The organism is Psychrobacter sp. DM4 (assembly GCF_051307035.1).
In the GTDB taxonomy this organism is placed as follows: domain Bacteria; phylum Pseudomonadota; class Gammaproteobacteria; order Pseudomonadales; family Moraxellaceae; genus Psychrobacter.
Genome location: NZ_CP195536.1, coordinates 61,705 through 75,764, shown reverse-complemented (window position 1 = coordinate 75,764; position 14,060 = coordinate 61,705). Strand labels below are relative to the sequence as shown.

The following is a 14,060-nucleotide window of genomic DNA, read 5'->3' as shown; positions in this document are numbered from 1 at the left end:
CAACAATTCTGATACTTATAGCGCTAATACTCATAGCACTGATACTAGTAGTGCTGAGCCTAAGCCTCATCTGGTGCTATCCCTAGATTATGGGGTCAAAAAAATGGGCATGGCGCTTGGCAATACGATAACGCAGACGGCGCGTGCCTTTGATATTTTGGCGATGAATAATGGTCAGCCTGATTGGGACAATCTACTTGGTATTATCAAAGTCTGGGGCGTAAGCCAAATTATTGTCGGTCTGCCCCTGAACATGGATGGCAGCAGCTCTATGCTCTCAAAACGCGCGCACAAATTTGCGCGGCGCCTAGCGCATCGGATAATGGAGCAGCACATACCCGCCACTGTTATGATGTGTGATGAGCGCTTGAGCTCAGTTGAGGCCCGTGAAATTGCATGGGAGAACAGCTGGATCGATAACCCGCGCGCACCGATTGACGATATCTCCGCCTGTATCTTATTATCGACTTACTTTAGTGATCCTGATAGTGCGCTGGCGATAGATGCCATTAAGCCCGACTGATTCAGTAAACTCGTTATACGTCCTTTTGCTCATTTATAGATAAGCGACATCCTTTATGAATACGGTCTCAGATCAACCTACTCAGCATGGTTTTGCACCGCTTGCGATCGCTCGTATCAAAGGCGCGCAGCGTGCCAATCAAATCGCTATCTATATGTTATATGCAGCGATCATCGCTTTTATGGTCTTTGGTACGATTGCCAGCATAAAGATGTTTCATGACAGTCAGCTACTCTACCGTCTGTACTTTAATCTGCCTTATATTTTGATCGCTCTGACGATTCCGATTACCCTTTATGATGCGCTGGTCATCTATCGTTACCGATTGAATCAGCCGTCGATGATTGCGCTGAGTATCGGCGTCTCTACCATCGTTCTTATTGGTGGCTTACTGTTCGCAGATACCGCTTGGCTTGGACTGTCCTGCTGGCTTGGGGTGGCATTTTTATTTAGATCCAACTTTAAGCGCTTCTTTGACTTTTTAGCGATAGAAGATAATTTAGCAAAAGACTAATATTCAAATTCATCATCAAAAAATCCCCCTTTATTATTTAATCATTTTACAACGTAGATTCTATGACAACTCTAATTACTGATTGCACCGCTCACCATCATCTAGACACTCAAGGACTGATCTGCCCTGAGCCTGTGATGATGCTCCACCGCGTCATTCGTCGAGCAGATAGCGGCGAGGTCATCGAAATACTCGCAACCGATCCTGCGACCACACGCGATATTCCTAATTTTTGTCGTCATCTAGGGCACGAGCTTTTAACTCAAGAAACTCTCGATGACAGTGTCAGCTTGCCTGTTGATCCTAACGAGATCACTGTCGATAGCGATGATAATTCGTCAACGAGTCATACTCTTTATCGCTATCTGGTCAAGAAAAAGAGCGCTTAGCCGCCCACAATAACGGTACATATTATTTATAAAAGGTAGGTCACGTGTTAGCACCCCAAAAGCAGTATGTACAGTGGCATGAGAACGACATAGTACAAGAAGCGCGCTGGTTGTCTGAGAGCAATCATGCGCCGCCTACGCGAATAGTTATCGTTGATGACAAAACCACCGCGGATGAAGCGTACCGCTTGGCCTCTCAAGGCACTTCACTACTATGGCGCGGCGACTTTCATAACGCGCGGCAGTTATTGCAAGCGATTAATCGCCGTATCGATCGCACCAATGAGCGCTCAGCATTACGCAAAGCTAAGAAAACGGCGAAAAGCCCTGAGTCTAAAGCCATACCCAATCTATTCCATCAGCAGCGTCAAGTAACCGCTCAACGTGCGCGTATACTCAGCCGTTTGCTGTTAGAACTCGACGCAGATTATGATAGCAATTTACGCCGTGCTCCTGATATGAGCGCCGCTTGCATCGCAGCTTTTGGCCCTTTGAATGAAAAGGGTGATGAAGCATGTGTGCTGTCATTTCGTGATGTGCAAGGAGCGCTTGGTGCGGCAGGATGGCGCGAAAAAGGCGTGAAAATCGACCATTTAGATCTGTCAATTTATCCGCATTATGGCGTCTTTGCACCCACTCGTCATGAGTATGTACAGTTATTGCTCGATGCGCCTTTGCCAGTTATGCCTGATGTCGCCTATGATATCGGTACGGGTACAGGATTGCTGGCGATTATCTTAGCAAAGCGCGACGCAAAACAAGTAATAGCGACGGACTTGAGTCCGCGTGCTCTGACCTGCGCTAGTGATAACATCGAGCGTCTAGAACTGACTAATATACAGTTGCAAGAGGCCAATCTATATCCAACTGATGCGCCACCCGCCAATCTCATTGTTTGTAATCCGCCTTGGTTACCTGCTAAGCCCAGCTCGCCGCTCGAGTATGCCGTCTATGATCCCAATAGCACTATGCTTCGCGAGTTGTTACGGGACGCAAAACAGCACTTAGCCGAGCAAGGAGAGGTTTGGCTCATTTTATCTGATTTGGTTGAACACCTTAAATTGCGCACTCGTGAGGAATTATTAGGCTGGTTTGCAGATAGTGGTTTAACCGTAAAATACCGTCTCGACACTCAGCCCAAGCATAATCGCAGCCAAGATGAATCTGATCCTCTCTTTGCGGCGCGTAGTAGCGAAGTTACTTCGTTGTGGTGCTTACAGCCTGCCTAACCCTTAACCTTTGGTAACCCTATGAGCCGTGATCGCGCCGTACAACAGCGTCAGCCCAAAACGCTTGCCGTCGATGACGAATCCGCTTATATGACGGAATTTCGTCAAGCCATGCTGGCACGCGGTCTGGCCACTCGTACCCGTAACGCTTATGTGCGCGACCTGCGCTCCTGCGAGCTGACCAATTCCATCGCTTTGACTAAATGGCAGCCTGATGATGTGCTCCATTGCTTATCTACGCTCGCCCAAAGTGACAAAACCCCGCGCACTCAAGCACGTATGCTCTCAAGTCTGCGGCAGTTCTATCTGTGGATGATCGCCAGTAACTTGCGAGAGGATAATCCCTGCGAGCGTATCAAAAGCCCCAAAATTGGACGCCCTTTGCCTAAAGACTTGGCGGAAGCGGATGTTGATAACCTCCTTGCTGCACCGGATACCAGCACCGCACTGGGAGTACGGGATAAAGCCATGCTAGAGGTGCTCTACGCTTGCGGTCTACGGGTCAGTGAGCTGATTAATTTGTCCTTAGAACAAGTCAATCTCAACGCGGGTTGGCTACAAATTACGGGTAAAGGTAATAAGACACGTCTCGTGCCCTTGGGTGAATATGCAAGCGATGCGCTAGAAGATTATTTGTCTCATGGACGCGGTGATCTGATTGCACATCTCAAATCGGGTAATTGCCAAGCGGTGTTTTTGACTGCGCAAGGCGGCTATATGACGCGGCAGAACTTTTGGTATCTATTAAAGAAATACGCCAAAGTCGCCAGTATCGATAAAGAATTATCACCGCATACCTTACGTCATGCCTTTGCCACTCACTTACTCAATCATGGCGCCGATCTTCGTAGCGTACAGTTGTTACTGGGGCATAGTGATCTGTCCACCACGCAGATTTATACTCATGTAGCGACGGCGAGATTGCAGAAGTTACATGCGGAGCATCATCCGCGTGGCTAGTGGTTATCGGTGCGCGAGATGCACCCACCCTACTTCTTCTAAATTTGGTGGGTTACGCATCAAGATAAATTATTCAACATACAGCATAGCTATTAATTGGTAATCGTCAAAGGAATATCTAGTGTCACAAGCTCAGCCCTCTACTCTAGCTAATCTAACAAAGAATCAAAACTCTACGCTTAAAAAGCTGACTATCATGGGTTATTTAGAAGGGACTTCATTTTTACTCTTGCTTGGTATCGCGATGCCGCTAAAATACAGGCTAGGCATTCCTGAAGCGGTAAAATATATCGGTATGGCGCATGGGGTACTCTTTATCGCCTACATCTTGATGCTATTGCTCGCTACTAGCAAAATAAAAATGCCGTTATGGGCAATGCCTGCGGGCGTCCTCGGCTCGTTTTTGCCCTTTGGTCCGTTTATATTTGATTATCTTTTGAAGAAGAGTCTGCAGGGGTAGGGTTTAGGTAGAACAAGCTGCTCATCAAAATCATCGACAAATAACTATTCAAGAGAGTATATATGCCGAAATTTGATATTCATTGTATACTTGCATTAGGTCGTAATGATGAGTGTTGGTGTGGTTCAGGCTTGAAGTTTAAACGCTGTCATCTAGATAGAGAGTTTGAACAACCTATATCGCTAAGTGAAATATTAGTATTTGAGCAAAACATATCAAAAAGAGAAGCATGCTACGCACCTAAAAACCTACTTTCAAACTGCAATAATATTATCAAGTCTCATACTGTTTCTAAATCTAGTGGCTTATCTGACATTGCTGATAATAGCAACCATGTTTTAGGATTGAAACAGAATTTAATAAACTTTCAAAAGAACAAGGACAGCCTTAGGTTTGAAAAAATTGGTATTAACAAGGCTTCTACTTTTAAAGGATTTTGTGCAAGACATGACAAATTACTATTTGCTTGTTTTGAAGATAAACCATTTATAGGTACAAAAGAGCAGTGTATGGCTTTGACGTACAGATCTGTAGCAAAGGAAATTTATGCTAAGGAAAATGCTTTAGAAACTACAAAGCTTATGAAAAACATGGATAGAGGAGCGTCGCTTATTTTTCAGATAATTAAGCAACAGGATCTTTATTACTATGAGCTGGGTCTAGAAACATCGGCTAATGAGCTATACAAAATTAAGAGCAGTTTAGACGCCGAATTATTAGATAGCAGTGATAACTATTATAGCTTTTTAGTCATAGAGTATTCAAACCCTCTACCATTTGTAGTGTCATCTATAACTAACCCTACGCATGATTTCAAAGACGAACATCTCCAAGATATAGCAGATTTGGAGACAATACTTGACTATCTAATCTTCAACGTATTCGCGAGCAGTGGCAAAGGCTTTGTAGTTTTCAGTTGGTTAAAAAAGGCAGAAGTGATAAATAAGTTCATAAACTCTTTACTAGAGATAGACAAGAAAGATATGTTCAGCTACTTGGTCAACTTCTTCTTTAGCTCTGCTGAAAATACTTTTATTTCTCCTGACTGGTGGAATACTTTAAGTACAGAACAGCAGCAGAAAATAGAAGCACTTTTCAAAATAGGTTCAAGCCATACTGAAGAAAGGCCAAAAAACTTACTTTCTGATAAAAGCACTATTTTTACAGGCTGGGAGGTAGAAAATCTCTATAGAGTCATCTGATGATCTATATTTTATATAAGTAAGTAGGCTGCTTACTTTTGGACTCATAATGTTGGGTGTCACAAGCTCCACACCAACCTACAGCACATTTAAAACCAACCGTAGTTGATATAGAGTAGGTTAGCGTCGAAGGATGAGACCCAACGATGTTTGTACCAAACTTACTCCGTTTATCGGTGCGCTGGTTATCGGTGCGCTGGGCGCACCCTACCTACCTTACCCTATCTTTTCGTTACTGAAGTTCAACAACAATTGATACTCAAATCAAACTAGGCTTCTTAGCCCTGAGCGAGGAAATAACGAAGCACTGCTTCATCCGAGCGCAAGAGAATTTGCATTTTCGCAAATTCTGGAGCGGTTATCCTGTCATGACTGCTAGGTTGCAGAGGCTTGGCGGGTCAGGATGTCGCGGTAGCAGCAACCTGACCCGCCTATAGCCGTGCCCTAGCAGGTATGGCAGATAATAGCGGACGGCAGGATTGGCTCCAATACAACTCCTCGCAGACAATTCTACTAATCCCTAGCTGCAAACCTACCCTTTTCTCGTTACAATAGCCGTCATTATATACGACTACTTATCATTCACTATTTGAGACTGCCATGAGACATAGACCGCCTGCTGAGCTATTAAAGAGTGCCGAACGCTGGCGCGAGGATATCAACTTTACGGATGACGTGCTGGGTAAGCCGTTTGATTTTGCGACGACGTGGGGCATATTCTCACCGCAAAAGCTCGATGATGGCAGTTTGATGCTGCTTGATTACATCGATTTTGAGCAAGATGATGATTCGATAGATTTGGGCTGCGGTTATGGCATACTCGGCATGACGGCGGCGCGCGAGTGTCCGAACGGTCAGCATACGCTCATTGATAAGGACTTTATGGCAGTGGAATATGCACGCCGTAATTGTGAAAAAAATGGTCTAACCAACGTCGATGTGCACTTATCGAACGGCTTTAATCATGTGGCAAAGGACAAGGAATTTAGCTTGGTGATGTCGAACTTGCCCGCCAAAGTCGGTAAAGAGCAGCATTATTTGTATTTTTTGGATGCTTATGCACGGATGCGTCAGGGTGGTCGTTTTTATGTAGTGACGATCAATGGCTTGCGCCAATTTATGAAGCGCTCATTTACCGAAGTATTTGGCAATAGCGAAAAAATTAAACAAGGTAAGACTTATACCATTACGATGGCGACCAAAGAGTAGTTTTCGGATACTATGCAACTAAAAGCCCGCTAAAACATCGTCGTTTTGGCGGGCTTTTTAGTGTACTAATCTTAGGTTACATCTGCCGTTTTATCAGATAAAACCCTAATGCCGCGCTACCTATGATGGGTAATAGCACCATGAGCATAGGCGAAAAACCTGTCGCCAAGGAAACAAAACCAACCAAATCTTGCACATAACTAAACAGCAAACCAAACAGCAGTGCGACGACGATACGCAAGCCTAGACTATAAGTACGTAGCGAGCCAAAGACAAACGAGCAAGCGACGATGACTAGCGATAAGATGGACAACGGTGAGAGTAGCTTTTGCCAAAATGCCAGCTCATGAGTGAGCGAGCGCTTGCCCTGCCCGCGCATAAACTGACGATGATCATACAGCTGAGTCAAAGACAAATCCTCAGCATCGCGAGTCAGTAGATAGACAGACGCTGGTGCAAAAGGAAGGCTTAAGGTATCGGACGTAGCAGTGGCTTGACTACTCTCAAAGCCTTGGCCGATAGCCAGCTCTGTCATATTGTTCAGTTGCCACTCGTAGCGGTATTGGGTGCTCTCAGTATTATTATCACTATTGAAAGAGACGCGCTGGCTATAACGTCCGCCTTCGGCGCGGGTTGCGGTTTGCAAACTGCCCTTATTATCTAAATGCCAGCGCTTGACCTCACCTATGTTGCCTTCTATATCCGCATAGTCAATGTACAAAATATCATTACCATCAGGCTGTACGCCGCCGTCAGCATTATTTTTGACTCTCGGTTGCACCGTCCAATAGCCACGTACTGAGGTGATGAGCGCGCGGCTATCATTGTCATTTATCTCGCGCGCTAACTGATTGCTCTGCGGCAGTATAAACTGGTTGATAGCGAGTGCCAGTAGTACAAAGAGCAGCGCTGGCTGCAACACCCAACCGACGATACGGTAGATACTGACCCCAGCGGCACGCATAACGACCAGCTCGCTCTTATTGGCCAGCAGACCTAAGCCGACGACGGCGCCAAGCAATGCCCCTGTCGGGATAAACTGCTCTAAAAAGTAAGGCGAGCGATAAAAGATGTACTTGAGAGCTGCGCTCAAAGTATAGCTATCATCTAACGAGTCTAGCTCGTTAAGATATGAGAACAATAACTGTAGTGCCCAAAGTCCCAGCACTGCCGCTACTATAGCGAGCAGCGCATTGAGCTTTACGTAGCGACTGAGTAGGGATAATTTGACTAGTCTGGCGTTGTCCAAACGATCTTTTGGAGAAGCGGCGCGCATTAGGCCTGTCCTCCTGTTGTAGATGGGGTTTGTGATTCATCACCTGTGCTATTGCCAGCAGGCTCTCGAAAGCGCAATCGATGCTGAATACGGCTAGCCCAATTGAGATAAAGTGCCAATATCATGAATCCTACAATGACCCAAGCGTAAGCCCATACGCTCACGCTGCCTTTGCTCACCGCGTTTTTGAGCGATATGATGCCAAGCGCACAGCTAACAAATAAAAGTACGGAGGGAAACAGACGCAGCCAGCGACCTTGACGCGGACGTACTTGCGCCAGTGGTACGGCGAGCATAGGTGCGATAATCATCAGCCAAGGTAGCGCAAAGCGATAACCCAACTCTCCTTTAGCCGCTCGTAGTGCGTCTACGTTAGCGACTGGCGTGCCGCCTGTTGCCGCCTGCCATAGTGGACCGATTGGCTGAGTCTCGATATTGTTTTCAGTCACCACCTCTTTTGAGGATTCGGTCAGAGTAATACGGTAGCGATCAAAGCTAACCTGATTATACTTCAAACTCCCAGCACCGACTTCATAGCGGCGACCTTGAAACAAATCTAATTGCGTGATGCCGCTACTGCCGTTATCCACTTGCTCTGCGCGTTTGGCGAGAGTAATTGTATCTTTGCTACCGACATTGCCTGCGCGCTCGATCATGGCTTTTGGCAAAGCGGGCATATCGCTATCAGAATTATTGTTTGAACGGTCGTCATTCCCGCTTTTTCCGATCTCTTGGGTTTGGATGAGCACTACATCTTGCAACTGTTTTTTATCGTCGCTTAGACTGCCGACATATAAATTATAATCGCCACTACTAATGAACTCATTAGGACGTATCAAATCAAAAGCGCTGCTCAATGCTTGCTGTTGCCAAACCGTCTCAGATGAGCGTACGCCCCAAGGCTTGCCTACTATCGATAATGCCGCCTCGCCCACGAACAGCGCCAAGATTAAAGGCGTCATAAGCCGCGCAAGTTTACCACGTGATATGCCGCTGGCATTGATAACCGCCATCTCTTGATCCACATACAAGCGACCAAAGACTAGCATCAAAGCAATAAAAAACGCCAGAGGCAGGATCAGCTCTAAGAAGTAAGGCAGGTTATAGCCAATAATGGTAAACAATAAGCTGACATCTAGTCCCCCTTCAGCCGCAATCCCAAAGTAGCGTATGAGCCGGCCGCCAAGCATCATCACCATCAAAAACCCAAGCACTAAAGCAGTCGTAGAGGCAACTTGACGGGTCATGTAGCGGCGTAGTATCACAGTAGGTACTCTTGAGAGAATGATTTGATGTGCTCGTACAGGTGCTATGCCCGCGCAAACGCTATGAACATATCAAGCGTCGATAGAGGGCGTAGGCTGTAGAGCTAACCGCTAATGCTAGCATGTTTTGAGCGAAAATAACGCTGAAAAGTGTTCGCAAACATTACCTAAGCCTTGCTAAGTATGCATTCACGATTAAACAAAAACGGTAGAATAAAGTCAGTAGCAAATAAAGAGTACCTATTAAACCGTCATCGAACAGCAACTCTTAATGATCTTTTAGCGTAATGCTATTAAATTTTTGAATGCTATGGTTTGGATAAGTTTGTGTGTGCTTCGTATCAGACCGCGAATATAACTGCTTTTACTTGTTAGAATTTGAATGTAAACGTCTATTTATACTAAGCAAAGTATTTTGAATAAAAGATATTGAGTAAAACAACCTTTAGTAAAATTAATAACAAAAAAGGATACTACTATGTCAACACCCAAAACCTTATTGCAACTCGCTGGCGGTGAATTTAATACGCTTGATTGGTCAAACTGCGCCATTGTTTTTATCGATTATCAAAACGAATATGTCGATGGTGCCATGCCACTAGGTGACGTAGGCGCTAAAGCGATAGCCAATGCGCGCTTATTACTGAATAAGGCTCGCGAAAAAGATAGTCCTATTTTTCATATTGCTCATCACGGCGAAGACAATGGCAAAGTGTTTGACCCCTTATCGAGTAAAGTCGATATCGTCGATGACCTACAACCAAAAGAGGGCGAGACCGTTATTACCAAAAAGCACCCAAACGCCTTTTACAGTACGGAGCTACAAGCGCTCATAAAGGACGCGGGCAAACAACAAGTAGTGTTTGCAGGCTTTATGAGTCATATGTGTGTCAGCTCCAGTGTTAGAGCGGCTTTTGATTTAGGCTTTGATAACTTTGTCTGCCATGATGCTAGCGCCACGCGCGATTTACCTAACGCTAACGGCGAGACAATTAGCGCTCAAATCATGCACGATACCGCAATGGCCGCGCTTCAAGATCGATTTTCAGCTTTGGTCTCTACTGACGAATTATTAAACAGCTAATACTGTTTGATGATCAAGATTATAATGGGTTAGCAAATGACAACAACATTCGCTAACCTTTGCTCACAGCGCACCCAAACGTCGGTGTGTTACACTAGCTACTGGCTAAAACGCTGACAATGATAATCTATAAAGGCGTTTTGATACCATGACTTATCTCACTTTTTACCTCTATAAGGATAACTGTAGATGAATATCACATTAACCCAAAGTTTACCAAAGACTCATACGCAAAAAATACTAAAAAAAGAAGCTAAAGATAAAGACGCTACTTGCTTAGTCGTTTTGATCGATGACAAGAAGAATATTTTAGCGGCGTCAGAACTCAAGGACTATCAGGCACGTATCGAACAGCTCATTGAAGTCTCACACTTCACTGGTAAAGCGGGCGAAACCGTTGCTGATTATGCGCTCGCGGGCGACAAAAAAACCACGAAGCAAAATCCTATGCAACTGTTATTAGTTGGTATTGGTAACTGCGATAAATTAAAAGAATCTGTCTTACAAAAAATCGCCAAGACCATTTATAGCAGCACACAAAAACGCGTGAACGCTATCACTGTCGCTGTAGGGGATGCATTTGAAGCCGATCAATTTGGTCAATTTGCGCTTAACTTACTAGCCGCAAGCTATCGTTTTGATAAGTATAAGTCTGAGCAAAAAGAGCCTGTACTCACCGATATTTATCTACTTGCTAATGAGTTGCTATCCCCTACTTTAGACTTTGCTGAATCCATATTTAAAGGTCAAAGCCTCACGCGTGACGTCGCCAATGAGCCGGGTAACATCTGCTTCCCAGTCTACATGGCAGAGCAAGCTCAAGCACTAGCAAAAACTTATCCTGACCTATTAAAGGTTACTGTTCTAGGTGAAAAAGAGATGTCAGCGCTCGGCATGGACTGCTTCTTAGCCGTCGCACAAGGCTCTACTCGCGAGGGTCAGCTAGTACTCATGGAGTATCAAGGCAAGTCAAATTTTGTCACAAAAGTGATGACTAATAGCGCATCAGTCGCCAGCGGTCTCAAAGCGCTCGCTGACAAACTACCTACCAAAATGCCAAGTAAGAAGTCAGTCAAAGCTGTCGAACAGAATGACTGTACAGCACAAGCATCGAACGATGACGCGCCTATCGTATTAGTCGGTAAAGGCGTAACCTTTGATTCAGGGGGTATCTCGATCAAGCCAGGTGCGGCTATGGATGAGATGAAGTTCGATATGGGCGGTTCTGCTGCGGTACTTGGCACGATCAAAGCCTTGTGTGAAGCTCGTCTGCCAATTAACGTCGTTGGCGCACTCGCTTGTGCGGAGAATATGCCATCAGGGGATGCTACTCGTCCGGGTGATATCGTCAAAGCCATGAATGGAAAATCGGTTGAGATTTTAAATACGGACGCCGAAGGTCGTCTCGTGTTAGCCGATACGCTATGCTACGTACAGCGTTATCAGCCAAAGACCATCATCGATGTGGCAACACTCACGGGCGCTTGCGTAGTAGCATTGGGTCATGTGCGCTCAGCGGTATTTAGTAATGATGAAGACGTACTATTTGGCTTAGAAAACGCCAGTAATCAATCGGGAGATCTTGTCTGGCACATGCCTATGGATGATGAGTATCAGTCGCAAATCGACTCGCCTATCGCTGATATGCAAAATATCGGTGGCAAAGGTGGCGGCGCTATCACTGCAGCTTGCTTCTTATCGCGTTTCGTCGAAGACGGTCAAGCATGGGCGCATTTGGATATCGCGGGTACAGCTTGGAATTCAGGTAAAGAAAAAGCCGCTACGGGTCGTCCTGTTCCATTATTTATGCAATACTTAAAGAATTGCGCAGATATGGCCTAATCGGTTTTTAAAGACTCTAGTGATGACAATCAACTCATGAAAATTAGCTTTTATATCTTAAGCGAAAGTAAAGCCCAAGATTTCTTGGGCTTTACTTGTCAGCTCACTCAAACGGCGCTTAATAAGAGTGAGCAGTCGCTACTGATACTTGCGGCTGATGACGCGCAGATGACTGAACTTGATGACGCGCTATGGTCTGAGGATCCACTGAGTTTTATTCCGCATCACTGTCTTCTTGATAGCGTTACTGAAAAAGCTGATGCTCATACGCCTTTAACACCTGTCATGCTTAGCACTCATATGCCAGCAGACTTTGACGGTATTGTCATCAATACTACTTCTCGTCCTGTCACTGAGTTTATTAACGCAAATAGTTCAGCAAAACTCTTTCGTGTCCTTGAAATTATAAAACCTGATGAGGTCAGTATGGCTGAAGGACGTCATAAATATAAAAGCTATCAGCAAGCAGGCTACGAGCTTGCGCACTTTAAAGTCTGAATTTTGCACGTTCTGCATTTTAGGTTAATACTAAAATACGCCCGCTAATTCATAACCGTTAGACAAATAAAAAGAGCCTATAGTGGCTCTTTTTTATTACTGCTTTGATTATGACATCTACTTCAAACTATCAATATCTACCTCAATCACAGGCATCTGCGTATCGACTTGGCGTTTGAGTTTACGTAATTGCTCCACTTCCTCTAGTAGCTCGAGTATCAGACCAATAGCCGGTACGCTAGCTTCAAAGTCACGGCTTAGGCGCGAGGCACGGCGTACTGTGGTGAGCTGGTAGCCTGTGAACTGCTCATACTCTGGCACATCATACTCAATGATGTTTTCTTCTATTAATGCCAGTACCCACTGGCGCTCTTGACCGCAAGCTGAGACTAGCTCATCAAAGCTCATAATGAGGTCATTAAATTTAGGCGAGTGTTCCATTATCATTCTCCTCGTTCGTCCTTTTTTATCATTATTGTGCGCTTACTACTATATTAAAGCCTAATATATTAAAGCGTCCTATTAACGATGGATACTGGTATCAGCAAAGGCTTGTTTGAGCTGCTCGTAGGCCTGTTTTGCTTCATCCGTATTGACTTCTGGATTGACAATATTAAGCGTCAAATACAGATCACCGGTGTGTTTGGCAGGGATACCTTTGCCTTTTAGACGTAGATTGCTTCCTGATTTACTATTTTTGGGAATACTTACCCCAAGCGTACCCGTAGGCGTCGTAACATTGACCTTGTCACCAAGCGCCGCCTCCCATGGGGCAATATTTAGCGTCTGATAAACATCCGCGCCTTCTAAGCGAATATTGTCGCTATGGGTAATTTTTACTTTTAAGAATAAATCACCATTTTTGCCGCCGCCATGTCCTGCCGCGCCTTGACCTGCTAAGCGAATTTGCTTGCCATCAGTGATGCCTTTAGGTATTTTGATTTTTAGCGTTTTGTTTTCATAATCCACGCTGCCATTAGGCTTGCGCACAGGCACATTTAATTTAATACTGTAATCATCGCCGCTATAGACTGACGCCAAATCAACGCTGATCTCGGCATGTTGGTCTTGACCTTTGCTATCTTGCGCACCAAAACCACCACCAAACTGATCAAAGCCGCCTGACGTCCCGCTTGATTGCGCGCCAGCTGAGCCACGAGCGCCGCGACCAAAGGCTGAAAATATATCATCAAAACGAAAGCCGCCACCGCCGAACGCTTCGCCATCACCGAACTGATCCTTCATATCCTCCCAGCGAAAACCGCTCTGCCCGCCAGCAGACTGTCCACCGAAACCGCCAGCGCCGCCTTGAGAGGCAAAAGGATTGTCCAGCATAGCGTCGTATTCTGCGCGCTTGTCTTTGTCTCGGATGGTCTCGTAGGCGTTGTTAATCTCAGCGATTTTATTATCAGCGTCTGGATCATCACTCACATCAGGGTGAAACTGACGCACAAGCTTACGGTATCTTTTTTTAATATCAGCATCTGAGGCATCTTTTTTGACCCCTAAAATGTCATAGTAGTTTTTTTCTGCCATATTGTTTTTCCTTTTATTTTTTATTTCTAAAAATTCAGTTAACACATAATATGGAGATGATGGGTCAATATTC

At 45.1% G+C, this 14,060-nt stretch carries 16 protein-coding genes; 12 read left to right on the top strand and 4 right to left on the bottom strand.

Annotation, left to right across the window (positions count from 1 at the left end):
* The first annotated feature begins 103 nt into the window (after positions 1–103).
* The 9 genes from ruvX to ACR64G_RS00285 all read left to right on the top strand — a co-directional run bounded on the left by ruvX (position 104) and on the right by ACR64G_RS00285 (position 6,486).
* Complete coding sequence (gene ruvX / locus ACR64G_RS00325) at positions 104–523, top strand: Holliday junction resolvase RuvX (RefSeq protein WP_435980727.1); 420 nt, start codon at positions 104–106, stop codon at positions 521–523.
* A gap of 55 nt (positions 524–578) precedes the next feature.
* Entirely contained in the window at positions 579–1,037 is a 459-nt protein-coding gene (locus ACR64G_RS00320; protein ID WP_435979594.1) for a hypothetical protein, read from the top strand.
* Positions 1,038–1,099: 62 nt separating this feature from the next.
* A complete protein-coding gene (gene tusA, locus ACR64G_RS00315; RefSeq protein WP_435979593.1) occupies positions 1,100–1,426 on the top strand; it encodes a sulfurtransferase TusA in 327 nt (108 codons plus the stop codon).
* Positions 1,427–1,470: 44 nt separating this feature from the next.
* On the top strand, positions 1,471–2,655 hold the full coding sequence (locus ACR64G_RS00310; RefSeq protein WP_435979592.1) for a methyltransferase: 1,185 nt from the start codon (positions 1,471–1,473) through the stop codon (positions 2,653–2,655).
* 21 nt (positions 2,656–2,676) lie between these two features.
* Positions 2,677–3,615 (top strand): site-specific tyrosine recombinase XerD, encoded by a 939-nt coding sequence (gene xerD, locus ACR64G_RS00305; protein WP_435979591.1) that lies wholly within the window; start codon positions 2,677–2,679, stop codon positions 3,613–3,615.
* Between the two features lie 121 nt (positions 3,616–3,736).
* Entirely contained in the window at positions 3,737–4,075 is a 339-nt protein-coding gene (locus ACR64G_RS00300; RefSeq protein ID WP_435979590.1) for a DUF3817 domain-containing protein, read from the top strand.
* Between the two features lie 62 nt (positions 4,076–4,137).
* Positions 4,138–5,277: a YecA family protein gene (locus ACR64G_RS00295; RefSeq protein ID WP_435979589.1), complete on the top strand. Its 1,140-nt coding sequence runs from the start codon at positions 4,138–4,140 to the stop codon at positions 5,275–5,277.
* A gap of 133 nt (positions 5,278–5,410) precedes the next feature.
* A complete protein-coding gene (locus ACR64G_RS00290) occupies positions 5,411–5,533 on the top strand; it encodes a hypothetical protein (RefSeq protein ID WP_435979588.1) in 123 nt (40 codons plus the stop codon).
* Positions 5,534–5,877: 344 nt separating this feature from the next.
* Positions 5,878–6,486: a class I SAM-dependent methyltransferase gene (locus tag ACR64G_RS00285; RefSeq protein WP_435979587.1), complete on the top strand. Its 609-nt coding sequence runs from the start codon at positions 5,878–5,880 to the stop codon at positions 6,484–6,486.
* A gap of 76 nt (positions 6,487–6,562) precedes the next feature.
* Here ACR64G_RS00285 and lptG read toward each other — a convergent pair whose 3' ends face one another.
* Positions 6,563–7,762, bottom strand: coding sequence for an LPS export ABC transporter permease LptG (gene lptG, locus ACR64G_RS00280; protein ID WP_435979586.1), 1,200 nt, complete (start codon positions 7,760–7,762; stop codon positions 6,563–6,565).
* Positions 7,762–9,009, bottom strand: a complete 1,248-nt coding sequence (locus tag ACR64G_RS00275) for an LPS export ABC transporter permease LptF (protein WP_435979585.1) — start codon at positions 9,007–9,009, stop codon at positions 7,762–7,764. Before ACR64G_RS00275 ends, lptG begins: the two co-directional genes overlap by 1 nt.
* A gap of 496 nt (positions 9,010–9,505) precedes the next feature.
* Here ACR64G_RS00275 and ACR64G_RS00270 point away from each other — a divergent pair, with 496 nt between their 5' ends.
* From ACR64G_RS00270 to ACR64G_RS00260, 3 genes are all read left to right on the top strand, one after another.
* On the top strand, positions 9,506–10,111 hold the full coding sequence (locus ACR64G_RS00270; RefSeq protein ID WP_435979584.1) for a cysteine hydrolase family protein: 606 nt from the start codon (positions 9,506–9,508) through the stop codon (positions 10,109–10,111).
* 189 nt (positions 10,112–10,300) lie between these two features.
* Complete coding sequence (locus ACR64G_RS00265; protein ID WP_435979583.1) at positions 10,301–11,953, top strand: leucyl aminopeptidase; 1,653 nt, start codon at positions 10,301–10,303, stop codon at positions 11,951–11,953.
* Positions 11,954–11,989: 36 nt separating this feature from the next.
* Complete coding sequence (locus ACR64G_RS00260) at positions 11,990–12,451, top strand: DNA polymerase III subunit chi (RefSeq protein ID WP_435979582.1); 462 nt, start codon at positions 11,990–11,992, stop codon at positions 12,449–12,451.
* A gap of 117 nt (positions 12,452–12,568) precedes the next feature.
* Here ACR64G_RS00260 and ACR64G_RS00255 read toward each other — a convergent pair whose 3' ends face one another.
* Together ACR64G_RS00255 and ACR64G_RS00250 are read right to left on the bottom strand one after the other, a co-directional pair.
* On the bottom strand, positions 12,569–12,892 hold the full coding sequence (locus ACR64G_RS00255) for a chaperone modulator CbpM (RefSeq protein WP_435979581.1): 324 nt from the start codon (positions 12,890–12,892) through the stop codon (positions 12,569–12,571).
* Positions 12,893–12,973: 81 nt separating this feature from the next.
* Positions 12,974–13,987, bottom strand: a complete 1,014-nt coding sequence (locus tag ACR64G_RS00250) for a DnaJ C-terminal domain-containing protein (RefSeq protein ID WP_435979580.1) — start codon at positions 13,985–13,987, stop codon at positions 12,974–12,976.
* Positions 13,988–14,060 lie beyond the last annotated feature (73 nt).

Bases quoted from the DNA above. Each gene is read 5' to 3' on its own strand.
- ruvX (WP_435980727.1), top strand. From the start codon at position 104: ATGGGCATGGCGCTTGGCAATACGATAACGCAGACGGCGCGTGCCTTT.
- ACR64G_RS00320 (WP_435979594.1), top strand. From the start codon at position 579: ATGAATACGGTCTCAGATCAACCTACTCAGCATGGTTTTGCACCGCTT.
- tusA (WP_435979593.1), top strand. From the start codon at position 1,100: ATGACAACTCTAATTACTGATTGCACCGCTCACCATCATCTAGACACT.
- xerD (WP_435979591.1), top strand. From the start codon at position 2,677: ATGAGCCGTGATCGCGCCGTACAACAGCGTCAGCCCAAAACGCTTGCC.
- ACR64G_RS00295 (WP_435979589.1), top strand. From the start codon at position 4,138: ATGCCGAAATTTGATATTCATTGTATACTTGCATTAGGTCGTAATGAT.
- ACR64G_RS00290 (WP_435979588.1), top strand. From the start codon at position 5,411: ATGAGACCCAACGATGTTTGTACCAAACTTACTCCGTTTATCGGTGCG.
- ACR64G_RS00285 (WP_435979587.1), top strand. From the start codon at position 5,878: ATGAGACATAGACCGCCTGCTGAGCTATTAAAGAGTGCCGAACGCTGG.
- lptG (WP_435979586.1), bottom strand. From the start codon at position 7,762: ATGCGCGCCGCTTCTCCAAAAGATCGTTTGGACAACGCCAGACTAGTC.
- ACR64G_RS00275 (WP_435979585.1), bottom strand. From the start codon at position 9,009: ATGACCCGTCAAGTTGCCTCTACGACTGCTTTAGTGCTTGGGTTTTTG.
- ACR64G_RS00270 (WP_435979584.1), top strand. From the start codon at position 9,506: ATGTCAACACCCAAAACCTTATTGCAACTCGCTGGCGGTGAATTTAAT.
- ACR64G_RS00265 (WP_435979583.1), top strand. From the start codon at position 10,301: ATGAATATCACATTAACCCAAAGTTTACCAAAGACTCATACGCAAAAA.
- ACR64G_RS00260 (WP_435979582.1), top strand. From the start codon at position 11,990: ATGAAAATTAGCTTTTATATCTTAAGCGAAAGTAAAGCCCAAGATTTC.
- ACR64G_RS00255 (WP_435979581.1), bottom strand. From the start codon at position 12,892: ATGGAACACTCGCCTAAATTTAATGACCTCATTATGAGCTTTGATGAG.
- ACR64G_RS00250 (WP_435979580.1), bottom strand. From the start codon at position 13,987: ATGGCAGAAAAAAACTACTATGACATTTTAGGGGTCAAAAAAGATGCC.